Genomic DNA, 22581 nt, shown 5'->3' with positions numbered 1-22581 from the left:
CATGCCGGGCGGTACGGCGCAAGCCCCACCTCCCGCGATCCGCTGCGGGCTGACAAGATCTGGGCCCGATGGGGGACGGAAGGCGGGAAAACGCCTGGACGTGGGCGTGGCGTGCGCCGTCGGCTACTGCGCCGCGCCCACGATCAGCCCGTCCTCGAACCGGTCCACGCGGACCGTGTCGCCGTCGCGGACCTCGCCCGCGAGGATCTCCTTCGCGAGCCGGTCGCCGATCGCCGTCTGGATCAGGCGGCGCAGCGGACGGGCGCCGTACGCCGGGTCCATGCCCTCGTCGGCCAGCCACGCGAGGGCGGCGGGCGTGACGTCGAGCGTGAGCCGACGCTCGGCGAGGCGCTTCGCCAGCCGGTCGATCTGGAGCTGGGCGATCCGTCCCAGCTCGGTCTTGTCGAGGGCGGAGAAGACCACGAGGTCGTCGAGCCGGTTGAGGAACTCCGGTTTGAAGCTCGCCCGGACCACCTCCAGGACCTGCTGCTTCTTCTCCTCCTCGGAGGTCAGGGGCTCGACCAGGTACTGGCTGCCCAGGTTCGAGGTCAGGACCAGGATGGTGTTGCGGAAGTCCACCGTCCGGCCCTGGCCGTCGGTGAGCCGGCCGTCGTCGAGGACCTGGAGCAGGATGTCGAAGACCTCCGGATGGGCCTTCTCCACCTCGTCGAGCAGCACCACGCTGTACGGGCGGCGGCGCACCGCCTCCGTGAGCTGGCCGCCCTCCTCGTAGCCGACGTAGCCGGGGGGAGCGCCGACCAGGCGGGCGACCGAGTGCTTCTCGCCGTACTCGCTCATGTCGATGCGGACCATCGCCCGCTCGTCGTCGAAGAGGAAGTCCGCGAGCGCCTTCGCCAGCTCGGTCTTGCCGACGCCGGTGGGGCCGAGGAAGAGGAAGGAGCCGGTGGGGCGGTCGGGGTCGGCGATCCCGGCGCGGGTACGGCGTACGGCGTCGGAGACGGCCCGGACGGCCTCGGTCTGGCCGATGAGCCGCTTGCCGAGCTCGTCCTCCATGCGCAGCAGCTTCTGCGTCTCGCCCTCCAGGAGGCGGCCGGCGGGGATGCCGGTCCAGGCGCCGACCACGTCCGCGATGTCGTCGGGGCCGACCTCCTCCTTGACCATGGTGTCCTTGGACACCTCCTGCTCGGCCTCGGAGGCCTCCGCCAGCTCCCGCTCCAGGGCCGGGATCTCGCCGTAGAGCAGCTGGGAGGCGGTGTCGAAGTCGCCGTCACGTTGCGCCCGCTCGGCGCGGCCGCGCAGCTCGTCCAGCTGCTCCTTGAGCTCGCCGACGCGGTTGAGGGACTGCTTCTCCTTCTCCCAGCGGGCGGTCAGCCCGCGCAGCTCCTCCTCGCGGTCGGCGAGGTCGCGGCGGAGCTTCTCCAGGCGCTGCCGGCTCGCCTCGTCGGTCTCGTTCTTGAGCGCGAGCTCCTCCATGCGCAGCCGGTCCACGGAGCGCTGGAGCTCGTCGATCTCGAGGGGCGAGGAGTCGATCTCCATGCGGAGCCGGGAGGCCGCCTCGTCGACGAGGTCGATGGCCTTGTCGGGCAGGAAGCGGGAGGTGATGTACCGGTCGGAGAGGGTCGCGGCGGCCACGAGGGCGGAGTCGGCGATCTGGACCTTGTGGTGGGCCTCGTACCGGCCCTTGAGCCCGCGCAGGATCGCGATGGTGTCCTCGACGCTCGGCTCGGCGACCAGGACCTGCTGGAAGCGGCGCTCCAGGGCGGGGTCCTTCTCGATCCGCTCGCGGTACTCGTCCAGGGTCGTCGCGCCGACCATGCGCAGCTCGCCGCGGGCCAGCATCGGCTTCAGCATGTTGCCGGCGTCCATGGCGGAGTCGCCGCCTGCGCCCGCGCCGACGACGGTGTGCAGCTCGTCGATGAAGGTGATGATCTGGCCGTCGCTGGCCTTGATCTCGGAGAGGACCGTCTTCAGGCGCTCCTCGAACTCGCCGCGGTACTTGGCGCCGGCGACCATCGCGCCGAGGTCGAGCGAGACCAGCCGCTTGTTCCGGAGGGACTCGGGCACGTCGCCCTTCACGATCCGCTGGGCGAGGCCCTCGACGACGGCGGTCTTGCCGACGCCGGGCTCACCGATGAGGACCGGGTTGTTCTTCGTGCGCCGGGAGAGGACCTGGACGACGCGACGGATCTCCTGGTCGCGCCCGATGACCGGGTCGAGCTTTCCCTCCCGCGCGGCGGCGGTGAAGTCCGTACCGAACTTCTCCAGTGCCTTGTACTGACCCTCCGGGTCGGGTGTGGTCACCCGGCGCCCTCCCCTGCTCTTCTCGAACGCGTCGAGCAGCCTCTTCGCACCTGCCCCCTGCTGGGCCAGTACCTCGCCGGCCTGTCCGCCCTTCGTCGCGATCCCGATGAGCAGGTGCTCGGTGGACAGGTAGTCGTCCCCGAGCTCCTTGGCCTGCTTCGCGGCGTCGGCGATGACAGCGAGCAGCTCACGGTTGGGCTGCGGCGGCGCGACCGTGGATCCGGTCACGCTGGGCAGGGCGGCCAGCAGCCGCTCCGCTCCGGACCGTACAGCCGCCAGGTCGGCCTCGACGGCGGCGAGCAGGTCCACGATGTTCTCGTTGTCCTGCCCTTCGAGGAGGGCGAGCAGCAGATGGGCGGGGGTCAGGTCGGCGTGCCCCTCGGACACGGCGCGGCTGGTGGCCGCGTTGATCGCGTCCCGGCTCCTGTTGGTCAGTTCGGCGTCCACGTGCGCTGTCTCCTCCTCGGCGTCCGCTGTACACGTTCCATGACTCATCCAGCGTACACAAAGTTGAGCCTATTCCGCTCAAGGTGTCGCGCAGGGCTCTGCCAGGGGTAGGTTCCGGGCATGGCGACCGACCCGAGGAACCCGGACGACTCGTACCTCAGCTTCTGGCGCGAGTACCACATGTGCACCCTGACCACCCCCCGAGCGGACGGTACGCCACACGTGGTGGCGGTGGGCGTGACGTACGACCCGGAAGGCGGCGAGAACGGCATCGCGCGGGTCATCACCAACAAGCACAGCCACAAGGTCGCCAACGTCCTGGCGGCGGGCCCCGAGGGCGCGCGCGTGGCGGTCTGCCAGGTGGACAAGGGCCGCTGGGCGACGCTGGAGGGCGTGGCCCACATCCGTACGGAGCCGGAGGTCGTCGCGGACGCGGTGGACCGCTACGCGGCGCGCTACGGCCGGGTGCCCGCGCCGAACCCGGACCGGGTGGTCATCGAGATCGCGCTGACCCGGGCGATGGGGCGGGCCTGAGGCCGGCGCGGTGGACCCCGTGTCGGGTTTACGGACACAGCACAGCGGCGCCATCGCGTTTCAGGTCCGCGATGGCGCCGCTGTGTGGGGGAAGTACCTGAGCGATCTACAACGACGGGGGAACCGCTCAGGCACTGCGGGGGGTGGCGGTGATGGTCTCGGGCTCGACGAGCTGGTGGTCACGCTGGTCGAGATTGACGAAAATCATGCCGTACCGGATGGCACAGCGGACGGGCTGTGGAGCGCCACGTGGCTTCCGGAGACATCGGTAGGCGCGAATATCCTCATCGTCCCCGCGCCTGATGATGATGGGCTCACCGAAGAGGGTGACCATCAACGAATCGCCACCGTGCGGCACGGCTGTGACGAGGTCGATGAAATGCCACCCGGAGCGGTAGGCAGCCGCCATCTCACGCCGGAATCGAGGATCTTCGGGAACCGTCATGCCCCCACGGACCCCCAACCAGGATCGGAGACGGCCGCAGGCGCAACGCCCCAGCCCGGGTCACTCGCCTTGATGACGCCCCAGCCCGGGTCACTCGCCTTGGCGACGACCTGCTGCGGAGCAGCTCCCCAGCCCGGGTCCCCACTGGCCGCCACCGCGCCGACCGCGGCAGCAGCTATGAACGCGACACCAACTACGGTGCGTATGAGCTTCTTGGCCATGACCGAGCAACCTCACTTGGTGTGTATCTCCTGCTCCCCCGCAGGCACGACGATGGCTCACTCCTCACGTTTCCACCACTGGCTCAATGCATCATGTTCCTGTATCGGAAAAGCCTGGGGGTGTACATATGCGAATAGAACCGGATAAAACGGGGCATCCTCATACGCACGCCGAGCTGTGCGAAGCGGGCACACGGGTCTATAAAGAGGCCCTGCGCACGGGACGAATCGCCCGGTCGGACATCGCTTCCACGCCCTGTCTGATGGACCTCGACCTCCTGCGGCCCGACCCCGACGACGTGCAGTGGCTCCGGCCGGTTCCCCCCTCGGCCGCCCTGGCCCGGCTCCTGCTCCCGATCGAGAAGGAGATCCAGGAGCGTAGACGGCTCAGCATCGAACTCTCCGACGCGTTCGAGCCATTCATGAACGTCAGCGCCCAGGACCCCTCCACCACGCACGCGATCACCGTCCTGGAGGGCCTCACGAGGATCAACACCTCCCTCGACCGCGTCGTGGCCGAGTGCTCCTCGGAACTGCTGACCGTGCAGCCCGGCAGCGGCCGCAGCGCCACCACCTTCGGCGAAGCCCTCCGCCGGGTCCGGCCGCTCCTGGGCCGGGGCATCCGGATGCGCACGCTCTACCAGCACACGGCACGGCACCAGCCGATCACCCTGGCCTATTTGGAGCGCATCGGCCCCGAGGTCGAGGTCCGCACGCTCGAGGAGATCATCGACCGCCTCATCATCGTGGACCGCAAGGTCGCCTTCGTACCCGCGAGCCGCGACCGCCAGGTCGCACTGGAGCTGCGCCACACCGGCCTGGTCGAGTATCTCGTCGGCGTCTTCGAGCAGTTCTGGCTCCAGGCGACCCCGCTGGAGAACCCGGTCACCTACCAGCCGCCGCTGGACGGCATCAGCGGCATCCAGCGCTCGATCGCCAAACTCCTCGTCGAGGGCCATGTCGACGAGGCCATCGCCCGGCGGCTCGGCATGAACGTGCGGACCTGCCGGGCCCACATCGCCAAGCTCGCCTCCGCGCTCGGCAGCGGAAGCCGCGCGCAACTCGGCTATCTCATCGCCCAGTCCGGGCTTCTGGAGCAGGACCACTGACCTTGTACATACAGATCGACCTCGACGGCCCCGCCGGAACCCTGCGGGTCCGCGGCCACGGGCTGCCCACCGTGGAGCTGGTGCGCGCCCCCGGCGACGCCCCCGACCCGCTGATCCCCATCGGCACCCGCGCCGCCGACCGTCTCACCCTCACCGTCGACGGCGCGCCCGCGCGCATCCGGCCGAGCCGGGGGCGGCTCCTGCGGCGCTCGTACCGCGTCGAGGCCACGGTCTCCGGCACGCGCTACCGGCTCGTCCCCTGCTCGTACGCCGAGAGCCGGCTGCTCCGCGACGGACGCCCCCTGGGGACCTTCCAGTCGACCGGAGACGGCACCGTCGACGCCGACTGGGCCGAGGACTGCGAACCCACCCCTCTGGACCGGGCCGTCGGCACCACCCTCGCCGCCGCCTTCGGCACGGGCGCGGCCCCCTGGTGGGACACGGCGACGAACATCGTCGGCGAACTCATCCCGTAGGCCCGCGTCGGACACCACGGCACGAAGAAGCCCCCTCCGCGTGCCGCGGAGAGGGCCTTCGTCGTACGGGGAACAGCTCCGGCTACTCGCCGGTCCGCTTCGGGCGCCAGACCACCAGCGCGCTCGCCTGCTGGACGTCCTGGTACGGGACCAGGTCACGGCGGTACGAGGCGTGGACCTGGGCCTCGCGCTGGCGCATCGCGGACGCCGCGCCCTCCACCGCCGCCGACAGCTCGGCGACGCGCTGCTGGAGCGCGGCGACCTGGTTCTCCAGCTCGATGATGCGCTTGATGCCCGCCAGGTTGATGCCCTCGTCCTGCGACAACGCCTGCACCGTGCGGAGCAGTTCGATGTCACGGGCCGAATAGCGCCGGCCGCGCCCGGCCGTACGGTCCGGGGAGACCAGGCCCAGGCGGTCGTACTGACGCAGGGTCTGCGGGTGCAGCCCCGAGAGCTGGGCCGCCACCGAGATGACGTACACCGGCGTCTCGTCGGTCAGTTCGTACGGATTACGGCTGCGTCCCGGTCGAGGGTCCATCGGGTCAAGCTCCCTTCGCGGCCTGGAACAACTCTGCCCTGGGGTCCTCGCCCGCCGTCGCCTGACGGTAGGTCTCAAGGGCCTCGCGGGCCTTGTCGTCGAGCTCCTTGGGCACCGCGACCTCCACCGTCACCAGCAGATCGCCGCGCGTCCCGTCCTTGCGGACCGCGCCCTTCCCGCGGGCGCGCATCGTCCGGCCGTTGGGCGTGCCGGCCGGCAGCTTCAGCGTCACCGGCGGGCCGCCCAATGTCGGCACCTTGATCTCGCCGCCGAGCGCCGCCTCGCCGAACGTGACGGGCACGGTGACGGTCAGGTTGTCGTCCTTGCGGCCGAAGACCGGGTGGGCGTCGACGTGGACGACCACGTACAGGTCGCCGTTCTGACCGCCGCGCTCGCCCGGAGCGCCCTTGCCGCGCAGCCGGATCCGCTGCCCGTCGGAGACCCCGGCCGGAATGCGGACCTGCATGGTGCGGGAGGACTTGGCCCGTCCGCTGCCCTTGCAGACCTCGCAAGGGGTCTCGGCGATCAGGCCGCGGCCCTTGCAGTCCACGCACGGGTCGGTCAGGGAGAAACCGCCGCCGCTGCCGCGCGAGACCTGGCCGGTGCCGACACAGGTCGGGCACACGCGAGGCGTGCCGTTCTTGTCACCGGTGCCCGAACAGGCCTTGCAGGGCGCCTGGGAGGACATCCGCAGCGGCACCGTGGCGCCGTCCACGGCCTCGGTGAAGCTGAGCGTCACCTCGGACTCGATGTCCTGGCCGCGGCGCGGCTGCGTGCGCGTCCCCGCGCCGCCGCCCGCGCCCCGGTTGAACAGGCCGCCGAAGACGTCGCCGAGACCGCCGCCGAAGCCGCCCGCCCCGCCCGGGCCGCCGGGGCCCTGGGCGCCGCCGAAGAGGTCGCCCAGGTCGAAGTTGAACGAGCCGCCCTGCCCGGGACCGGCGCGGAAGCCGCCGTTGCCGAAGAGCGCGCGGGCGTCGTCGTACTCCTTGCGCTTCTTGGGGTCACCGAGGATGTCGTTCGCCTCGGAGATCTCCTTGAAGCGCGCCTCGGCGCTGGTGTCGCCCTTGTTGGCGTCCGGGTGGTTCTCGCGGGCGAGCTTCCGGTACGCCTTCTTGATCTCGGCGTCGGTGGCGTCCTTGGGGACGCCGAGAACCTTGTAGTAGTCCTTCTCGACGAAGTCCTTCGTGCTCATCGACGTCCCTCCTCCCGGACGATCTTCGCGTCAGCCCTCCTCAGGGCCACCGCTCTCCTCGTCTGCCGACTTCTCTTCCTTCGCGGCCGGCGTCGCCCCGGGCTGGGGCTCGGCCACCGCCACGCGCGCGGGCCGGATGGTCCGCTCGCCGATCCGGTACCCCGGCTGCAGGATCGCCACGCAGGTCGTCTCGGTGACGTCCGGTGCGTAACTGTGCATCAGGGCCTCGTGGATCGTCGGGTCGAAGGGCTCGCCCTCCTTGCCGAACTGCTGCAGACCCATCTTGGCGACGACGGTCTCCAGCGATTCGGCGACCGACTTGAAGCCGCCCACGAGCTCGCCGTGGTCACGGGCCCGGCCGACGTCGTCGAGCACGGGCAGCAGCTCCGTCAGGAGGCCCGCGACCGCGATCTCCTTGACGGTGACCCGGTCACGCTCCACCCGTCGGCGGTAGTTCTGGTACTCGGCCTGGAGCCGCTGGAGGTCCGCGGTGCGCTCACCGAGCGCACTGCGGAGCTGGTCCAGCTGCGCCGTCAGACCGACGGTCTGTGCGTCGTCCCCGGCCGGGGCCGCCGAGCCCTCCTCCGTGGAGGGGGTCTCGGCGGCTTCGGCGGCGTCGTCGGCGCCGGAGGGGACGTCAGGCTTCTCCTCGAAGCCCGGGGTCTCCTCCGTCATCAGGCAGCGCCGCCCTTCGCGTCACCGGGCTTCTCGTCGTCGACGATCTCGGCGTCCACGACGTCGTCGTCGGCCTTGGCGTCACCCTGCGGGGCCTCGCCGCCGGCGGCCTGCGCGGCCTGGGCGTCGGCGTACATGGCCTGGCCGAGCTTCTGGGATACGGCCGCGACCTTCTCGGTGGCCGTACGGATCTCCGCGGTGTCCTCGCCCTTGAGCTTCTCCTTCAGCTCGGCGACGGCGGTCTCGACCTCGGTCTTGACCTCACCGGGGACCTTGTCCTCGTTGTCCTTGAGGAACTTCTCCGTCTGGTAGACGAGCTGCTCGCCCTGGTTGCGGGACTCGGCGGCCTCGCGGCGACGGTGGTCCTCGTCCGCGTACTGCTCGGCCTCCTGGCGCATCCGGTCGACCTCGTCCTTCGGCAGCGAGGAGCCGCCGGTGACGGTCATCTTCTGCTCCTTGCCCGTGCCCAGGTCCTTCGCGGTCACGTGCATGATGCCGTTGGCGTCGATGTCGAAGGCGACCTCGATCTGCGGGACGCCACGCGGGGCCGGCGGCAGACCGGTCAGCTCGAACATGCCGAGCTTCTTGTTGTACGCCGCGATCTCGCGCTCACCCTGGTAGACCTGGATCTGCACCGACGGCTGGTTGTCCTCGGCCGTCGTGAAGATCTCGGACCGCTTGGTCGGGATCGTGGTGTTGCGCTCGATGAGCTTGGTCATGATGCCGCCCTTGGTCTCGATACCAAGCGACAGCGGGGTCACGTCGAGGAGCAGGACGTCCTTGACCTCACCCTTGAGGACACCGGCCTGCAGGGCGGCGCCGATGGCGACGACCTCGTCCGGGTTCACGCCCTTGTTGGCCTCCTGGCCACCGGTCAGCTCCTTGACGAGCTCGGCGACGGCCGGCATACGGGTGGAGCCACCGACGAGAACGACGTGGTCGATCTCGGAGAGCTGGATGCCCGCGTCCTTGATGACGTTGTGGAACGGCGTCTTGCAGCGCTCCAGAAGGTCGGCCGTCAGCTGCTGGAACTGAGCCCGGGTGAGCTTCTCCTCCAGGTGCAGCGGACCCTCGGCGGAGGCGGTGATGTACGGCAGGTTGATCGACGTCTCGGTGGAGGACGACAGCTCGATCTTCGCCTTCTCCGCGGCCTCGCGGAGACGCTGGAGAGCCATCTTGTCCTTGGCCAGGTCGACGCCGTGGCCGTTGGCGAACTGCTTCACCAGGTAGTCGACGACACGCTGGTCCCAGTCGTCACCACCGAGGTGGTTGTCACCGTTGGTGGCCTTCACCTCGACGACGCCGTCGCCGATCTCCAGGAGCGACACGTCGAAGGTGCCGCCACCGAGGTCGAAGACGAGGATCGTCTGGTCGTCCTTGTCCAGGCCGTAGGCCAGGGCGGCCGCGGTCGGCTCGTTGACGATGCGCAGGACGTTGAGGCCCGCGATCTCACCGGCCTCCTTGGTGGCCTGACGCTCGGAGTCGTTGAAGTACGCGGGGACGGTGATGACCGCGTCGACGACCTTCTCGCCCAGGTACGCCTCGGCGTCGCGCTTCAGCTTCTGCAGGATGAAGGCGCTCATCTGCTGCGGGTTGAAGGACTTGCCGTCGATGTCGATCTTCCAGTCGGTGCCCATGTGGCGCTTGACCGACCGGATGGTCCTGTCGACGTTGGTGACCGCCTGGCGCTTGGCGACCTCGCCGACGAGCACCTCACCGTTCTTCGCGAAGGCGACGACGGACGGCGTGGTCCTGGCGCCCTCGGCGTTGGTGATGACGGTGGGCTCGCCGCCTTCCAGAACGCTGACGACGGAGTTAGTCGTGCCCAGGTCGATGCCGACCGCACGTGCCATTTCAATTCCTCCAGCTGACCGACTTGAGTGGAACTGACTCAAGGATGCACGACGGCATCGACCGCGTCAACAGACCTGAGTGGAGGCGGCTCAACTCTTCGCCCTGAGGATCACTCAAAGAGACGCCGATGCGGCCGCGGAGGGCGCGTCATTCCCGGGCTCGGAGCCGTACTTCATGAGAGAGTCCGGGATGCCCCTGACGGGCAAAGCGGGCGTAGCAGGCATACACCCCGAATATCCCATGAATGTCACTCGAAAGGGTGTGGGGAAGCGTCATGACGGCCAAGCGCGCACTCGACCTCTTCGGCGGACTGACCCTCCTGGCCGTCCTCTCCCCGCTGCTCGCCGCCGTCGCGCTCTCCGTGGCGCTCGCCCCGGCCGGACCGGGCGGCGTCCTGCGCCGACGGACGGTCGCGGGCCGGCACGGGCGCCCCTTCGAGATGCTCACCTTCCGCACGAAGAGCCCGCTGGCCGCGCTGCCGCTGCTCACCCATGTCGTACGGGGACAGATGTCCCTGGTCGGGCCGTGCCCGCTCACCCCCGGCCACCGCGAGTGCGTGGGCGACGCCCGCCGTCGGCTGTCGGTCCGCCCCGGGATGACCGGACTGTGGCAGATCAGCGGGCGCTCGGAGCTGCCCTGGGAGGAGCGTGAGCTGCTCGATCTCCACTATGTGGACCATCACTGGCTGGGAATGGACCTGGCCATCCTGGCGCGTACGCTTCCAGCAGTCCGCAGACGACGCGCGGCGAGCGGTTCGACGGCGGGGCGGAGCCGGTCGGCAAGGCTTGCCTGAGCGACACAGATCACCGCAGGCGCCGCTACAGGGCGGAGCCGTGAAGCGGTAATCTCAGCACGGACTGAATAAGTTACCGCTTAGTAGTGCCACACTCGACAGTGCCGGCACTCCGCCTCGCAGGCCCGCCCGAGGAGCCCCTCATGCAACTCGCCGCGATCATCGTGTCGATCGCCATCACGGTGGTGGCCGTCGCGCTGTTCGGCCGCGCCACCGCGCAGATCTACCGCTTCGTGAAGCTCGGCCAGCCCGTGCCCGCGGGCACGCGCACCGGCGACCCCAAGCAGCGCACCATCACGCTGGTCAAGGAGTTCCTCGGCCACACGCGCATGAACCGGTGGGGCGTCGTCGGCGTGGCGCACTGGTTCGTGGCGGTGGGCTTCTTCTCCCTGCTGCTGACGATCGTCAACGCCTTCGGCCAGCTCTTCCAGGCCGACTGGCTGATCCCGATCATCGGTGACTGGCTGCCGTACGAGATCTTCACCGAGTTCCTCGGACTGATGACCGTCCTCGGCATCCTCACCCTGATCGTGATCCGGCAGCTCTCCAAGCCGACCAGGGCGGGCCGCAAGTCGCGCTTCGCGGGCTCCAAGACCGGCCAGGCGTACTTCGTCGAGGCCGTCATCCTCATCGTCGGCGTCTGCATCATGACGCTGCGCGCCCTCGAAGGCGTCCAGCACCACGTGACGAGCTGGGAGCCCGGCTTCTTCGCCTCGTACCCGCTGATCGCGCTCCTCGACGGCCTCGACCTGTCGACGATCCAGCACCTCACGTACTTCTTCGCGGCGCTCAAGATCGTCACGTCCTTCACCTGGATGATCACGGTCTCGCTCAACACCAACATGGGTGTGGCCTGGCACCGCTTCCTCGGCTTCCCGAACATCTGGTTCAAGCGGAACGCCGACGGCTCCACCGCGCTCGGCGCGCTCCAGCCGATGACGACGGCCGGCAAGGAGATCGACTGGGAGGACCCGGCCGAGGACGCCGTCTTCGGTGTCTCCCAGGTCGAGCAGTTCTCCTGGAAGGGCATCCTCGACTTCTCCACCTGCACCGAGTGCGGCCGCTGCCAGTCGCAGTGCCCCGCCTGGAACACGGGCAAGCCGCTCTCTCCCAAGCTCCTGATCATGTCGCTGCGCGACCACGCGCACGCCAAGGCCCCGTACCTGCTGGCCGGCGGCGGCAAGAACATGGAGGGCGAGGAGAAGGCGTCCGAGGAGCAGCTCGCGGGCGTCCCCGCCGCCGCCCTCGCGGAGGCCGAGCGCCCGCTGATCGGCACCGCCGAGGAGAACGGCGTCATCGACCCGGACGTGCTGTGGTCCTGCACCACCTGCGGTGCGTGCGTGGAGCAGTGCCCGGTCGACATCGAGCACATCGACCACATCGTCGACATGCGCCGCTACCAGGTGATGATCGAGTCCGCCTTCCCCTCGGAGGCCGGCACGATGCTGAAGAACCTGGAGAAGAAGGGCAACCCCTGGGGCCTGGCGAAGAAGCAGCGCGTCGAGTGGACCAAGGAGGTCGACTTCGAGGTCCCGATCGTCGGCAAGGACGTCGAGGACCTCACCGAGGTCGACTACCTCTACTGGGTCGGCTGCGCCGGCGCCCTGGAGGACCGGGCCAAGAAGACCACCAAGGCCTTCGCCGAGCTGCTGCACATGGCGGGCGTCAAGTTCGCGATCATGGGCGGCGAGGAGAAGTGCACGGGTGACTCCCCCCGCCGCCTGGGCAACGAGCCGCTGTTCCAGCAGCTCGGCCAGGAGAACGTCGCGATGCTGAACATGGCGTTCGGCGAGGACGACGAGGACGAGTCGACCAAGAAGCCGAAGTCGGCGAAGAAGATCGTCGCGACCTGCCCGCACTGCTTCAACACGATCGCGAACGAGTACCCGCAGCTGGGTGGCGAGTTCGAGGTCATCCACCACACGCAGCTGCTCCAGCACCTCATCGACGAGGGCAAGCTGATCCCGGTGACGCCGGTCGACGGTCTGATCACGTACCACGACCCGTGCTACCTGGGCCGCCACAACAAGGTCTACACGCCGCCGCGCGAGATCATGTCGGCCGTCCCGGGCCTGCGTCAGCAGGAGATGCACCGCCACAAGGAGCGCGGCTTCTGCTGTGGCGCCGGTGGCGCGCGGATGTGGATGGAGGAGCGGATCGGCAAGCGCATCAACAACGAGCGCGTCGACGAGGCTCTTTCGCTGAACCCCGACATCGTGTCGACGGCCTGCCCGTTCTGCCTGGTCATGCTGACCGACTCGGTCAACGGCAAGAAGAACGAGGGCAAGGCGAAGGAGTCCGTCCAGGTCGTGGACGTGGCGCAGCTGCTGCTCGACTCGGTGAAGACGAAGCCGGAGGACGTGGCGACGGACCCGGACGTCGAGGCGGACGAGCCGGAGTCGGTGTCGGCGGAGTAGCTTTCCGCCGCGTACGTACGAGGGCCGCCCCGCGCATGTCGCGCGGGGCGGCCCTCCGTCGTACGTCAGCTCTCCTGGGAGCGCCGGTGGTACAGGGCGAACCCGAGAGCGGCGGCCCCCAGGGCGGCGAGCCCGCCGCCGGCGCCGACGAGGGTGGCCTCGTGGGAGGAGTCGGCGACGTTCTCGACCCCGGCCTTCGCGGCGCCCTGGGGGAGGGCGCCCTGGGGGACGACGGTGGAGGTGGTGACCTTCTTGCCGGCCGTGCCCTTCTGGGCCCGGTACTTCTCGACGAGCTTGCCGTGGAAGTCGTACACCCAGCTGTTGCCGCCCTGCCTGGGGGTGTCGATGACGACGAACTTGTACTGCCCCTTGCCCGCGTCGACGACCTTGTACGTCCAGCCCTTGTGGGCGGCGACGGGGTTCTTGGGGCCGAGCGTGGCGAGGCGGTGGCCCTTCGGCGTGGAGACCTCGACCCGGCGGGCCTTCTTGTAGAACTTCGCGACGTTGCCGTCGGGCATGGTGATCCGCGCGTCGGCGTGCGGCGCGGGCTTGGGGGCGGGCTTCGGGGTCGGCTTGGGGCGGGGCTTGGGGGTCGGCTTCGGGTCGGGCTTGGGCGCGTTGTCGAGCCACGAGGAGACGGTGCCGTCGGGCTGGAGGACGACGTGCAGGCCGTTGTTCTGACCGTAGGCGGGCTGCCCGGAGGTGGTGAGGGTGTCGATCAGGGTGCCACCGGCCCAGATCTCGGCCTGGTAGTCCTGGGGCGTGGTCATGAAGACCTTGGCGACCGACCCGTCGGCGAGCTTGTACGACTGGACGAAGATCCGCCCGACGACGGGGTCGCCCTGCTTCTGCTGGTCCTGGTCCTGACCGCCCTGATCGTCGGTGCTTTCCGGGCGGGCGCTCTGGTCGCTCTGGTTGCTCTGGTCGCTCTCGTTGCTCTGGTCGTCATGGGTGACGGCGGCCGGCGTCGGCTGATCGGCGGCGAAGGCGCCGGCGGTGGGGAGGGCCAGCGCGGCGACGGTGCCGGTGGCGATCGCTGCGGTGCGGATGGTGCGACGGGTGGCGCGCATGAGGAGCCCCTCGAATGTCGATTTCATACGGTTCGTCCTGCGACATCCACAAAGCTACGAAGGGGATGTCTAGGCCATCCGTCGGCTTTGTAACGGTCAGCCGAGACCTGTGCCCCAACCCTGTAAAGCCCCCTAGGGGATGTCACAGCTCCGTGGCAGCTCAGGGGCGAAGGAGCGGAGTCGTAGCAGGAACAGGTACGTTCGATGACGTGGCTGGATTCAGGAACGGACGCGGCCGGGACAACCGCCCCCCGCAACAACAACCGCAGCAGGCGCCGTACGGGTACAACGCGGCCCCGCCGCCCCACCCGCAGCAGCAGTGGCCCCAGCAGGCCCCGCAGCAGGGCGGCGGCGGATACGGGGAGCCGGAGTACTTCGGGGACCCGTACGGGGCGCAGCAGCAGCACCACCCGCAGCAGCACTACGCGGCGAACACACCGGGGCACACGCAGATGTTCAGCGTGAACGAGGACCCCTACGGCGACGCGGGGGCGTACAACGCGGCCGCCGCCGTCCCGACGGGCCCGCGGCTGCCCTGGAAGGCCCTGCTGAGCGGCATCGTGCTGCGCCCGGGCCCGACGTTCCTGCAGATGCGGGACCACGCGGTGTGGGGCCCGGCGCTGGCGGTCACGTTCCTCTACGGCCTGCTGGCGATCTTCGGCTTCGACCAGGCCCGCGAGGAGGCGATCGACGCCCCTCTCTCGAAGGCCCTGCCCTACGTACTGATGACGGGCGTCGGCTTCGTCGTGGCCGGCCTGATCATGGGCGTGGTGACGCACACGCTGGCGCGCCAGCTCGGCGGCGACGGCTCGTGGCAGCCGACGGTGGGCCTGTCGATGCTGATCATGTCGATCACGGACGCCCCCCGCCTGGTCTTCGCCGTCTTCCTGGGCGGCGAGAACGGCCTGGTGCAGGTCCTCGGCTGGCTGACCTGGCTGGCGGCGGGCGCGCTCTTCACGATGATGGTGAGCCGCTCGCACGACCTGCCGTGGCCGAAGGCCCTGGGCGCCTCGGCGATCCAGCTGGTGGCACTGCTCTCACTGATCAAGCTGGGCATGCTGTAGCCCCGTACGCACACGAGGAAGGCCCCCGCCCGGGCAAGGGCGGGGGCCTTCCTCGTAAGAACCAGCAGTTCGGCAATTCCTCGGACGCCGGACCTCAGGCGTCGAGAACCTGGCCCTCGCGCCGGACGACGGGCGGCTCGACGGACCAGGGGAAGTTGATCCACTCGTCCGTCTTCTTCCACACGTACTCGCACTTCACGAGGGAGTGCGACTTCTCGTAGATGACGGCGGAGCGGACCTCGGCGACGTGGTCGACGCAGAAGTCATGGACGAGCTTGAGGGTCTTGCCGGTGTCGGCGACGTCGTCGGCGATCAGGACCTTCTTGTCGCTGAAGTCGATGGCGTTGGGGACGGGCGCGAGCATGACCGGCATTTCGAGCGTGGTCCCCACACCGGTGTAGAACTCCACGTTGACCAGGTGGATGTTCTTGCAGTCGAGGGCGTAGGCGAGGCCGCCGGCGACGAAGACGCCGCCGCGGGCGATGGAGAGCACGATGTCGGGCTCGTAGCCGTCGTCGGCGATGGTCTGCGCGAGCTCGCGGATCGCGCGCCCGAATCCCTCGTAGGTGAGGTTCTCCCGTACGTCACTCATCGCTGTCACACCTGGGTCCGATGGAAGTTCATGAAGGAACGCGAAGCGGTCGGTCCGCGCTGGCCCTGATACCTCGACCCGTACCGCTCACTGCCGTACGGGAACTCGGCGGGCGAGCTCAGCCGGAACATGCAGAGCTGGCCGATCTTCATCCCCGGCCACAGCTTGATGGGGAGGGTGGCGAGGTTCGACAGCTCCAGCGTCACGTGCCCGGAGAAACCGGGGTCGATGAACCCGGCGGTGGAGTGCGTGACGAGCCCGAGGCGGCCCAGGGAGCTCTTCCCCTCGAGCCTCGACGCGATGTCATCAGGCAGGGTGATGACCTCGTAGGTCGAGGCGAGCACGAACTCGCCGGGGTGGAGGATGAACGCCTCGTCGCCCTCCGGCTCGACCTCGCGCGTCAGGTCGAGCTGCTCGACGGCGGGGTCGATGTGGGGGTAGCGGTGGTTCTCGAACACCCGGAAGAAGCGGTCAAGCCTCACGTCGATGCTCGAGGGCTGCACCATGGATTCGTCGTACGGGTCGATGCGCACCCGTCCGGCATCGATCTCGGCCCGGATGTCCTTGTCTGAGAGAAGCACGCCCCCACGATACGCAGAGGGCGCGGACCTGCCCCAATCGGGAAGGTTCCGCGCCCGTGCCGCCATCAGCGCTGCTCAAGCTCCACGGTCACCGGCACCGCGTGCCGCAGCCGCGCACACCGTGGACACCGGACGAGCCGCCCTGGCCCGATCCGCCCGGCCCCGAGCTGCTGCAACGGGAACGAAGCGGTACTGAACACGTGCCCTTCGGCACAACGGACGACGGTGCGCTCCATCGAACCCATCAAGTCCCTTCCCCGACAAGTGGTGGACGAGACAGCCACATTAGGGGATGAACGGGACACGCCTCCAGGCGGCGCTCCGTCACGCGGAGGTACGCCGCGACTTCGCGATGGGGTACAGTGTCCGAGTCTGCGGTACCGATCAACGGACCGCCAGGCGGATGTAGTTTAATGGTAGAACATGAGCTTCCCAAGCTTATAGCGCGGGTTCGATTCCCGTCATCCGCTCTTGAACGAAGCCCCAGGTCAGCGACCTGGGGCTTCTGCGTTGGCCACCGCGCCGCGAACCCCTCACCGCCGTCCGCGACACCTTCCGGACACCCCGTCGACCGGGAACCGGGCAACACACCCGCGATGGCCTCCCTCACCCACCGGGGAATCCGCCGGCGCGAGGCGGGTCACCAGCACCGGGTGGCGACATGCCGTCGCGCGGGGGGTCCAGTCCGAGGACGCGGTCGAGAAAGGCGAACGTCTCGAACTTGGCACGTCACCGGTGCGGGCGGTGGCGGACGGAGCGGCGGGTGCGCAGGGCCATGTAGAGGAGGGCCGCCACGAGCACCGCGATGCCGATGAAGAGCAGGAACAGGAGTCCATCGGCGACGACGCCGATGAGGCCCAGGATGATCGCGACGATGATCAGGGCGAGGAAGAGTGTCATGGGGGCCGCCTCCCCGGCGGTCGGGTGCTCAACGTCGGGCCAGTTGCCGTTCGCCGTTCGCACCGGGTTCGTAGGCGAGGCCGTAGTGGCGGAAGACGGCCTCCTCGTCCCCGAAGGGCAGGACACCGTCCGTGCCGATGGAGGGGCTCTGCTTCACCAGTTTCCTGTCGTGGGCGACCCGCACGTACCCCGGTCCCACCGTCGCCCCTTCCAGGGGGACGAACACCAGGCGGTGCCGGGTGGGCAGGCCGACGCGGACCGTGGCCATGGCCGGTTCGTCGGTGCTGGTGTCGACGTAGACGGATTCCAGTTCGCCGATCTTGTGGCCGCCGGGGTCCATCACGGCCTGGTTGCGCCACTCGCGGATGTCCGCCGTCTGGATCATGTCTCTCCTCCCTGTTCGCTCGCCGGTGGGGGAAGCGGGGCGACGAGGAGTTCGGTGGCCTGCGTGATGTTGCCGACGCGGACCGCGCGGGCCATGGCCGTGCGGGCGGCGTCGGGTTCCGTGCCCGGCGGCACCACCATCAGCGCGAAGTGGTCCTTGTCGCCGCGGGTGATCAGGACGGTGTCGTCGCCCACGGGGAACGAGTCGAGGTGGACGACCCGGTCGTCGATGACCAGCCGGGGCGGGATCGCGTCCCACGCGGTGGCGTCCAGGCCGACCCGGGTGATGGGGCCGAGGTGCTCGGTCAGCACGGACACCAGCGCGGGAACCTCCTGCTCCACGTGTCGGGTGCGCGGCCACCACGCCCCGTCGAGGACGCCCTGCCGGGAGTGCGTCGTCTCCAGCCGGAGCAGAGCCGTTCCGGGGCGCGCCGCCTGGTGGATCTCGTCCGGCAGGAGCAACGGGGGCGGGATGTCGGAGTCGGCCATGATGGATCCGCTCGTCTACGAGTGAGGTGCAGCGGCCTGCGACGGCCGCGCCGGGAGGGGCGACAGGCCGCCGACGGGGCGACTGTGCCGTCATTTCACGGTAACCCCGGCTCCCGCGTGTCCGCCCGTCGCCGCACACTCGTCCGTACGAACCGGAAGTGCCTCGCCCTGTCAGACCGAAAACGGACTGATCAGACGTACCCTGGAAGTACCGGAAGTACTTCGAGCACCAGCTTCCACGCAGGTGTCATTTCCGGGGAACACGAAAAACCGGGCTGCCGACGGGCAGCCCGGGGGTAGGTCCGCCATGACCACCACGCTCGACAGGACAGCGAACCGCGCCCTCACCCCAGGACTTCCGGCCCGCTTGTCGCTCACCCCGAAGACCACGCTCGCCGGTCGTCTCGACGGCGCCTGGTGGCCGCGTTCACGCGACCTGGCAGCCGAGCTGCCGGCGCTGGCCGACGCCCTCGAAGGACGCTGGGGCCGCATCACCCGTGTCCTGGTGAACCCCGGCCACTGGCCCGTCGTCCCGCACAAGGTCGCCGTCACCGGCCACGTCCTGCACGTGGGCTGGTTCACCGAGCAGGACCCGGACAAGGTCATCCTGCTGTCCTACACGACCGGCCGCTGCGACCTGCTCGTCATTCCGCCCGAGACCGAACCCGCCTCCGCGGCCCGGCTCATGACCGCCGCCGCACTCCCCGGCAGCATCCTCACCGCGGGCTCGCTGATGTCCGGCGAGGCCGCGACCAGCCGCCGTATGCGGGAGGCAAGGAGCAGCGAAGACGCCTGGGAGACCGACGGCGGGGCCGCCTCGGCGCCCCAGCCGCACCCAGCGGCGCACCCCGTCGTCGGCGCGCGGATGATCCCGCTGCCGGAACACACCGGGAGGTGAGGACATGGAGACCGTGATCACGCTCCTGGCAGCCGCGTTCCTGATCGCGCTCGGCACACGCCTGATCCACCGGCTCAACGCCCAGCACGACGCGCGCATAGCGGCCCACCACTTCAGCGACCCCTACCCCTCCCTCAGCCGTCCCCCCGGCCACGGCAACCCCGGGCCGCCCGAACGAACCGCCGATGGCCGGCCAACGGGCACCTGGCCCTGACCTGCCTGACCGCAGACCACTCCTCCCGCCGAAGGCCGCGGATGGGGCACCCGACACCCGGGACAACCCACCCGTCGGCCTCTCGCTTCTGTCCCGAACGGAGCACGCCGTCTTGGACCTCACCGAGAACGAACCGCTACCGCAGGCCGAACACGCCGAGATCCGTATCGTCTCCGCCACGCCCGAGGCCGCCCGTGCGGTCGCAGACGTGATCCGCCGGTGCTTCGCCGGGACGGAGCAGCGCAGCTACCCCGTGCCGGGCGGCGGCACACGGCTCCACCTCACCGTCGACACCGAGGCCGCCGCCGGACCCGCTCGCACCTGGCTTGCCACCAGCAGACCTCCCGCCGGCACCGGCCCCCACACCGAGGAACCCTGACCGGCCGACAGGACCACGCGGCCATGGCGACACTCCACGAGCGGCAGCGGTACCGCCGACAGATCCTCCAGGCGCTCTACACGACCGCCGAAGGAAACCGCCTGCTCGGCGTCACCGGAGCCGCGCTCAACCACGGCCTGCGCATCCCGGAGCAGGACCTCGCCGCCGCCTGCTCCTACCTCGCGGGCGAGGGACTGGTCACCGTCGACTGGGAGCCGGGAAACACACCCGCGATGGTCTCGCTCACCCACCAGGGCATCCGCCTCATGGAAGCGGAGGAGGAAGAGGGCGGCTGAGCCGGTCCGCCTCCGGACGCGGCGGACTCGGAAGGCCCAGCGAGTGCGTCGCCGGCCGCCTGCGGCCGGGTGCCCCCGCACGGGGGACGGGCGGCGTGACCTGCCGCCGAGAAGCATGCTCCAGGACTACGGGCAACAGAGGCTGGTGCCCCTGCTCGCCGAACGGCTGACGGGCGGCTGTACCGGGTGATTCCCAAGCTTGTAGCGCGGGTTCGATTCCCGTCATCCGCTCTTTTTTACCTCTGGGTCAAGAACGCTGCTACGGTGGCACCATGGGCAGGCCGAAGCAGTTCGATCCGGATGTCGCGGTGGAGCGCGCGATGGGTGTGTTCTGGCGTAAGGGGTACGCGGCGACGACGCCTCAGGACCTCGTGGACGAGATCGGCATCGGCAAGGGCAGCCTGTACAACGCCTTCGGCAGCAAGCACGCGTTGTTCGAGCGGGCGCTGGCGCGGTACCGCGACTCTCAGGCCGCGTGGCTGGAGGCGCTCCTCGATCACCCCGGTTCGGCGAGGGACCGGCTGCGCGGAGCCCTGGAGGCCCTGATCCACCTCGACCTGGGCGATCCGGACCGGCGCGGCTGCATGGCGGTGAACACCGCCGCCGAACTGGCCTCGTCGGACGCCGGGACCGCTGACACGGTGCGCAAGATGTTCGCGCGCACCGAGAGCGCGTTCAGGGCCACCGTCGAGGAAGGCCAGCGGTCCGGCGAGATCGCCGGCGACCGCGACGCGGCGGCGGTGGCCGCCTGGTTGCTCGCGACCGTCATCGGAATGCGCGTACTGGCGAAGACCGCCGAGGACGCCACACAGCTGAGGCGAGTCGTGGATGCGGCGATGAGGTCGCTGTAGTCGGCGCCGCCGACGGCAGCCCTCTTTTTTTCGGGCTCATTTTGTACCTCTGATTCAAGAATATGTGGGGAGTGGGACATGGAACTCAATCTCGCCGGCAAGACCGCGGTCGTCACGGGGGCCAGCCGGGGTGTCGGTCTCGCGATCGCCCGGCAGCTCGTCGCCGAGGGCGTCCGCGTGGTCGGGGCAGCCCGGACGATCACGCCCGAGCTCAAGGAGATCGGCGCCCACCCGGTCGCGGCGGACCTGAGCACGCCGGAAGGTGCCGAGGAGTTGGGGGCACAGGCGCTGGCCGCACTCGGTGGTGTGAACATTCTGGTCAACAACCTCGGCGGCGGCGACGAGTTCACCCTGAACGGGTTCCTCGCGACCAGCGACGCCCTGTGGGCGCGGAGCTTCGAGGTCAATCTGTTCGGTACGGTCCGGGTCACCCGCAGGCTGCTGCCGAGCATCCTGGAACGCCGCGGCTCCGTGGTGAACGTCTCGTCGATGAGCGCGCGCCTGCCCGGCACGGGCCCCATCGAGTACGGCGCCGCGAAGGCGGCTCTCAACGCGTTCGGCAAGTCACTGTCCGAGGAGTTCGGACCGCAGGGCGTACGCGTGAACACCGTTTCCCCCGGACCGACGCGCACCGGCATGTGGGAGGACACCGACGGCTTCGGCGCCCGTCTGGCGGAGGCCAACGGCGTCGACCACCGCGACTTCCTGGCCGGGGTGCCCGCGGCGATGGGCATGAGCACCGGGCGCATGGTCGAACCCGACGAGGTCGCGGCCGTCGTCGCGTTCCTCACCTCGGACCACGCGGCAAGCGTGACCGGCGCCGACTACGTGGTCGAGGGAGGCGGCATCAAGACGGTGTGAGGCGTACTGCCCGGTACCGGCAGGGGATCGAGGATCCGGTCAGAACTCCAGCACCTCGCGGTCGAGCGGATACCGCGCGCGGTGAGGGCCGTCGTGCGGTGAGGGCGTGATCGGGAGGACGCCGGTCGGCTGGGTGCCCAGGTTGTCGTCCCAGAGGCGGGGTTCGACGTGTCCGACGACGCGGAACTTCCGGAAGGTGAACGGCGGGCTGTCGGTCGGGAAGAACTCGGGCGTGGTCATCACCTGGAAGTGCAGGTGCGGCGTGGTCGAGTTGCCGCTGTTGCCGATCAGTCCGAGAACCCGGCCGGGTTCGACATGGTCGCCTTCCCTGACCTTGAGCGAGCCGGGCTTCAGGTGGGCGTAGAGCAGGTAGCGGCCCGGCGCGACCTCCACGGTGACGTGGTTGCCGACGGTCTCCTCGATCGGCGGGACCGGCGGCGTGACGGGCGGCGTGTTGTCCGGGATGCCGTCCTGGACCTCCACCACCCTGCCGCCCGCCGCCGCCACGACGGGCTGCCGGTAGCTCAGGTAGCTGGTCAGGCGCGAGGGGTCGCCTTCCCAGGTCTGTCCTTGCTCGCCGACCCGGTACCAGTCGATCGCGAAGCGCTGCGGTACGTAGAAGCGGCCGTTGATCGGGCCGAGGCCGCGCCGGTGGTGGGTGTTGCCGCAGCACGACTCGCTGGAGTACCAGGTGCCGGGGCGGACCGGCGCGTCCAGGTTCAGCGGCGCGGTGCGGCCCGTCGGGGTGATCTGGACCGTCTCCTCGAACGGGGAGGAGCCGGAGGCGGTGAGGACGGCACCCGAGAGGTGGTGTTCGAGGACCTTGGGCACCCGCTGATCGCGGTCGAGGACCAGGTCGAGCCAGACGACCCACTGCTGGGAGCCCGGGATGACGGTCGGCGTCGGCCCCGGGGGCGCCGGCGTGTACCCGTCCGCACCCAGCAGGGGGTCGCCCACCGGGTTGGCGGCATCGGCCAGCGCCTGCCCGCTCAGCGAGCCCACCACCCGGTGCGTGCGGGCGTCCCGGACCTCGACCCGG

At 69.6% G+C, this 22581-nt stretch carries 26 protein-coding genes and 1 tRNA gene; 13 read left to right on the top strand and 14 right to left on the bottom strand.

All coding sequences use genetic code 11. The features are described from left to right. Positions 1-123 precede the first annotated feature (123 nt). A complete protein-coding gene (gene clpB, locus ACWF79_RS23045) occupies positions 124-2709 on the bottom strand; it encodes an ATP-dependent chaperone ClpB (protein WP_453730016.1) in 2586 nt (861 codons plus the stop codon). Positions 2710-2829: 120 nt separating this feature from the next. Here clpB and ACWF79_RS23040 point away from each other — a divergent pair, with 120 nt between their 5' ends. Then, positions 2830-3243: a pyridoxamine 5'-phosphate oxidase family protein gene (locus tag ACWF79_RS23040; RefSeq protein ID WP_453730015.1), complete on the top strand. Its 414-nt coding sequence runs from the start codon at positions 2830-2832 to the stop codon at positions 3241-3243. Between the two features lie 127 nt (positions 3244-3370). Here ACWF79_RS23040 and ACWF79_RS23035 read toward each other — a convergent pair whose 3' ends face one another. Then, positions 3371-3688, bottom strand: coding sequence for a (2Fe-2S)-binding protein (locus tag ACWF79_RS23035; RefSeq protein WP_361956928.1), 318 nt, complete (start codon positions 3686-3688; stop codon positions 3371-3373). A gap of 349 nt (positions 3689-4037) precedes the next feature. Here ACWF79_RS23035 and ACWF79_RS23030 point away from each other — a divergent pair, with 349 nt between their 5' ends. Together ACWF79_RS23030 and ACWF79_RS23025 are read left to right on the top strand one after the other, a co-directional pair. Then, complete coding sequence (locus ACWF79_RS23030; RefSeq protein WP_453730014.1) at positions 4038-5018, top strand: helix-turn-helix transcriptional regulator; 981 nt, start codon at positions 4038-4040, stop codon at positions 5016-5018. A gap of 2 nt (positions 5019-5020) precedes the next feature. After that, positions 5021-5494, top strand: a complete 474-nt coding sequence (locus tag ACWF79_RS23025; RefSeq protein ID WP_453730013.1) for a hypothetical protein — start codon at positions 5021-5023, stop codon at positions 5492-5494. 82 nt (positions 5495-5576) lie between these two features. Here the strand turns inward: ACWF79_RS23025 and ACWF79_RS23020 are convergent, their stop codons facing one another. Genes ACWF79_RS23020 through dnaK form a run of 4 tightly spaced genes read right to left on the bottom strand, consistent with a single transcriptional unit; the run spans position 5577 to position 9752 of the window. Further along, the gene (locus ACWF79_RS23020) at positions 5577-6032 is read right to left on the bottom strand and encodes a heat shock protein transcriptional repressor HspR (protein WP_453730012.1); all 456 of its coding nucleotides are present in this window, start codon (positions 6030-6032) and stop codon (positions 5577-5579) included. Positions 6033-6036: 4 nt separating this feature from the next. Beyond that, positions 6037-7224 carry a molecular chaperone DnaJ gene (gene dnaJ / locus ACWF79_RS23015; protein WP_453730011.1) on the bottom strand — a complete coding sequence of 396 codons (1188 nt, stop codon included), beginning with the start codon at positions 7222-7224 and terminating at the stop codon, positions 6037-6039. A 30-nt stretch (positions 7225-7254) separates the two neighbouring features. Further along, positions 7255-7899, bottom strand: coding sequence for a nucleotide exchange factor GrpE (gene grpE, locus ACWF79_RS23010; RefSeq protein WP_453730010.1), 645 nt, complete (start codon positions 7897-7899; stop codon positions 7255-7257). Beyond that, positions 7899-9752, bottom strand: a complete 1854-nt coding sequence (gene dnaK / locus ACWF79_RS23005; protein WP_453730009.1) for a molecular chaperone DnaK — start codon at positions 9750-9752, stop codon at positions 7899-7901. The genes grpE and dnaK overlap by 1 nt, the downstream gene beginning before the upstream one ends. Positions 9753-10027: 275 nt before the next feature. Here dnaK and ACWF79_RS23000 point away from each other — a divergent pair, with 275 nt between their 5' ends. Continuing rightward, positions 10028-10546, top strand: coding sequence for a sugar transferase (locus tag ACWF79_RS23000; RefSeq protein ID WP_453730008.1), 519 nt, complete (start codon positions 10028-10030; stop codon positions 10544-10546). A 143-nt stretch (positions 10547-10689) separates the two neighbouring features. Next, positions 10690-12963: a (Fe-S)-binding protein gene (locus ACWF79_RS22995; RefSeq protein ID WP_453730007.1), complete on the top strand. Its 2274-nt coding sequence runs from the start codon at positions 10690-10692 to the stop codon at positions 12961-12963. A gap of 65 nt (positions 12964-13028) precedes the next feature. On the opposite strand, the gene ACWF79_RS22990 is transcribed toward ACWF79_RS22995, so the two are convergent. Continuing rightward, positions 13029-14060, bottom strand: coding sequence for a hypothetical protein (locus ACWF79_RS22990; RefSeq protein WP_453730006.1), 1032 nt, complete (start codon positions 14058-14060; stop codon positions 13029-13031). Positions 14061-14242: 182 nt separating this feature from the next. Here ACWF79_RS22990 and ACWF79_RS22985 point away from each other — a divergent pair, with 182 nt between their 5' ends. Continuing rightward, a complete protein-coding gene (locus tag ACWF79_RS22985; RefSeq protein WP_453730005.1) occupies positions 14243-15097 on the top strand; it encodes a Yip1 family protein in 855 nt (284 codons plus the stop codon). Between the two features lie 94 nt (positions 15098-15191). Here ACWF79_RS22985 and ACWF79_RS22980 read toward each other — a convergent pair whose 3' ends face one another. The 3 genes from ACWF79_RS22980 to ACWF79_RS22970 form a co-directional block, all read right to left on the bottom strand. Beyond that, positions 15192-15689: a phosphoribosyltransferase gene (locus ACWF79_RS22980; RefSeq protein ID WP_352187362.1), complete on the bottom strand. Its 498-nt coding sequence runs from the start codon at positions 15687-15689 to the stop codon at positions 15192-15194. Positions 15690-15694: 5 nt separating this feature from the next. Further along, entirely contained in the window at positions 15695-16270 is a 576-nt protein-coding gene (gene dcd, locus ACWF79_RS22975; protein WP_017240230.1) for a dCTP deaminase, read from the bottom strand. 65 nt (positions 16271-16335) lie between these two features. Beyond that, entirely contained in the window at positions 16336-16515 is a 180-nt protein-coding gene (locus ACWF79_RS22970) for a hypothetical protein (RefSeq protein ID WP_453730004.1), read from the bottom strand. 154 nt (positions 16516-16669) lie between these two features. Between ACWF79_RS22970 and ACWF79_RS22965 the strand changes: the two genes are divergently transcribed. Continuing rightward, positions 16670-16740: transfer RNA gene (locus ACWF79_RS22965), tRNA-Gly, on the top strand. A 259-nt stretch (positions 16741-16999) separates the two neighbouring features. Here ACWF79_RS22965 and ACWF79_RS22960 read toward each other — a convergent pair. Genes ACWF79_RS22960 through ACWF79_RS22950 form a run of 3 tightly spaced genes read right to left on the bottom strand, consistent with a single transcriptional unit; the run spans position 17000 to position 18043 of the window. Beyond that, positions 17000-17170, bottom strand: coding sequence for a hypothetical protein (locus ACWF79_RS22960; protein WP_453730003.1), 171 nt, complete (start codon positions 17168-17170; stop codon positions 17000-17002). A gap of 28 nt (positions 17171-17198) precedes the next feature. Beyond that, positions 17199-17555 (bottom strand): PRC-barrel domain-containing protein, encoded by a 357-nt coding sequence (locus ACWF79_RS22955; protein ID WP_453730002.1) that lies wholly within the window; start codon positions 17553-17555, stop codon positions 17199-17201. Then, complete coding sequence (locus ACWF79_RS22950; RefSeq protein ID WP_453730001.1) at positions 17552-18043, bottom strand: DUF5994 family protein; 492 nt, start codon at positions 18041-18043, stop codon at positions 17552-17554. Before ACWF79_RS22950 ends, ACWF79_RS22955 begins: the two co-directional genes overlap by 4 nt. Before the next feature lie 307 nt (positions 18044-18350). Here ACWF79_RS22950 and ACWF79_RS22945 point away from each other — a divergent pair, with 307 nt between their 5' ends. The 6 genes from ACWF79_RS22945 to ACWF79_RS22920 all read left to right on the top strand — a co-directional run bounded on the left by ACWF79_RS22945 (position 18351) and on the right by ACWF79_RS22920 (position 21542). Beyond that, entirely contained in the window at positions 18351-18941 is a 591-nt protein-coding gene (locus ACWF79_RS22945; RefSeq protein WP_453730000.1) for a DUF5994 family protein, read from the top strand. Positions 18942-18945: 4 nt separating this feature from the next. Continuing rightward, complete coding sequence (locus ACWF79_RS22940; RefSeq protein ID WP_453729999.1) at positions 18946-19155, top strand: hypothetical protein; 210 nt, start codon at positions 18946-18948, stop codon at positions 19153-19155. Positions 19156-19267: 112 nt separating this feature from the next. Beyond that, a complete protein-coding gene (locus ACWF79_RS22935; protein WP_453729998.1) occupies positions 19268-19534 on the top strand; it encodes a hypothetical protein in 267 nt (88 codons plus the stop codon). A 23-nt stretch (positions 19535-19557) separates the two neighbouring features. After that, positions 19558-19830, top strand: a complete 273-nt coding sequence (locus ACWF79_RS22930) for a hypothetical protein (protein WP_453729997.1) — start codon at positions 19558-19560, stop codon at positions 19828-19830. Between the two features lie 272 nt (positions 19831-20102). Next, complete coding sequence (locus tag ACWF79_RS22925; RefSeq protein WP_453729996.1) at positions 20103-20681, top strand: TetR/AcrR family transcriptional regulator; 579 nt, start codon at positions 20103-20105, stop codon at positions 20679-20681. A 78-nt stretch (positions 20682-20759) separates the two neighbouring features. Then, entirely contained in the window at positions 20760-21542 is a 783-nt protein-coding gene (locus ACWF79_RS22920) for an oxidoreductase (RefSeq protein WP_453729995.1), read from the top strand. A gap of 39 nt (positions 21543-21581) precedes the next feature. Here ACWF79_RS22920 and ACWF79_RS22915 read toward each other — a convergent pair. After that, the coding region (locus ACWF79_RS22915) for a M23 family metallopeptidase (protein WP_453729994.1) at positions 21582-22581 on the bottom strand (1000 nt) is incomplete at its 5' end.

It is taken from the genome of Streptomyces sp. NPDC054975, from assembly GCF_053609105.1.
This window is presented reverse-complemented; position numbering and strand designations above follow the sequence as displayed.

What these genes read in the sequence shown, in the direction of transcription:
- ACWF79_RS22945 (WP_453730000.1), top strand. Translation starts at nt 18,351, where the DNA reads ATGACCACCACGCTCGACAGGACAGCGAACCGCGCCCTCACCCCAGGA.
- dnaK (WP_453730009.1), bottom strand. Translation starts at nt 9,752, where the DNA reads ATGGCACGTGCGGTCGGCATCGACCTGGGCACGACTAACTCCGTCGTC.
- ACWF79_RS23040 (WP_453730015.1), top strand. Translation starts at nt 2,830, where the DNA reads ATGGCGACCGACCCGAGGAACCCGGACGACTCGTACCTCAGCTTCTGG.
- ACWF79_RS22950 (WP_453730001.1), bottom strand. Translation starts at nt 18,043, where the DNA reads ATGGCCGACTCCGACATCCCGCCCCCGTTGCTCCTGCCGGACGAGATC.
- ACWF79_RS22925 (WP_453729996.1), top strand. Translation starts at nt 20,103, where the DNA reads ATGGGCAGGCCGAAGCAGTTCGATCCGGATGTCGCGGTGGAGCGCGCG.
- ACWF79_RS22920 (WP_453729995.1), top strand. Translation starts at nt 20,760, where the DNA reads ATGGAACTCAATCTCGCCGGCAAGACCGCGGTCGTCACGGGGGCCAGC.
- ACWF79_RS22970 (WP_453730004.1), bottom strand. Translation starts at nt 16,515, where the DNA reads ATGGGTTCGATGGAGCGCACCGTCGTCCGTTGTGCCGAAGGGCACGTG.
- ACWF79_RS22960 (WP_453730003.1), bottom strand. Translation starts at nt 17,170, where the DNA reads ATGACACTCTTCCTCGCCCTGATCATCGTCGCGATCATCCTGGGCCTC.
- ACWF79_RS22940 (WP_453729999.1), top strand. Translation starts at nt 18,946, where the DNA reads ATGGAGACCGTGATCACGCTCCTGGCAGCCGCGTTCCTGATCGCGCTC.
- ACWF79_RS22980 (WP_352187362.1), bottom strand. Translation starts at nt 15,689, where the DNA reads ATGAGTGACGTACGGGAGAACCTCACCTACGAGGGATTCGGGCGCGCG.
- ACWF79_RS22990 (WP_453730006.1), bottom strand. Translation starts at nt 14,060, where the DNA reads ATGAAATCGACATTCGAGGGGCTCCTCATGCGCGCCACCCGTCGCACC.
- dnaJ (WP_453730011.1), bottom strand. Translation starts at nt 7,224, where the DNA reads ATGAGCACGAAGGACTTCGTCGAGAAGGACTACTACAAGGTTCTCGGC.
- ACWF79_RS23030 (WP_453730014.1), top strand. Translation starts at nt 4,038, where the DNA reads ATGCGAATAGAACCGGATAAAACGGGGCATCCTCATACGCACGCCGAG.
- ACWF79_RS22930 (WP_453729997.1), top strand. Translation starts at nt 19,558, where the DNA reads ATGGCGACACTCCACGAGCGGCAGCGGTACCGCCGACAGATCCTCCAG.
- ACWF79_RS23035 (WP_361956928.1), bottom strand. Translation starts at nt 3,688, where the DNA reads ATGACGGTTCCCGAAGATCCTCGATTCCGGCGTGAGATGGCGGCTGCC.
- ACWF79_RS22995 (WP_453730007.1), top strand. Translation starts at nt 10,690, where the DNA reads ATGCAACTCGCCGCGATCATCGTGTCGATCGCCATCACGGTGGTGGCC.
- ACWF79_RS22955 (WP_453730002.1), bottom strand. Translation starts at nt 17,555, where the DNA reads ATGATCCAGACGGCGGACATCCGCGAGTGGCGCAACCAGGCCGTGATG.
- ACWF79_RS23000 (WP_453730008.1), top strand. Translation starts at nt 10,028, where the DNA reads ATGACGGCCAAGCGCGCACTCGACCTCTTCGGCGGACTGACCCTCCTG.
- ACWF79_RS23020 (WP_453730012.1), bottom strand. Translation starts at nt 6,032, where the DNA reads ATGGACCCTCGACCGGGACGCAGCCGTAATCCGTACGAACTGACCGAC.
- grpE (WP_453730010.1), bottom strand. Translation starts at nt 7,899, where the DNA reads ATGACGGAGGAGACCCCGGGCTTCGAGGAGAAGCCTGACGTCCCCTCC.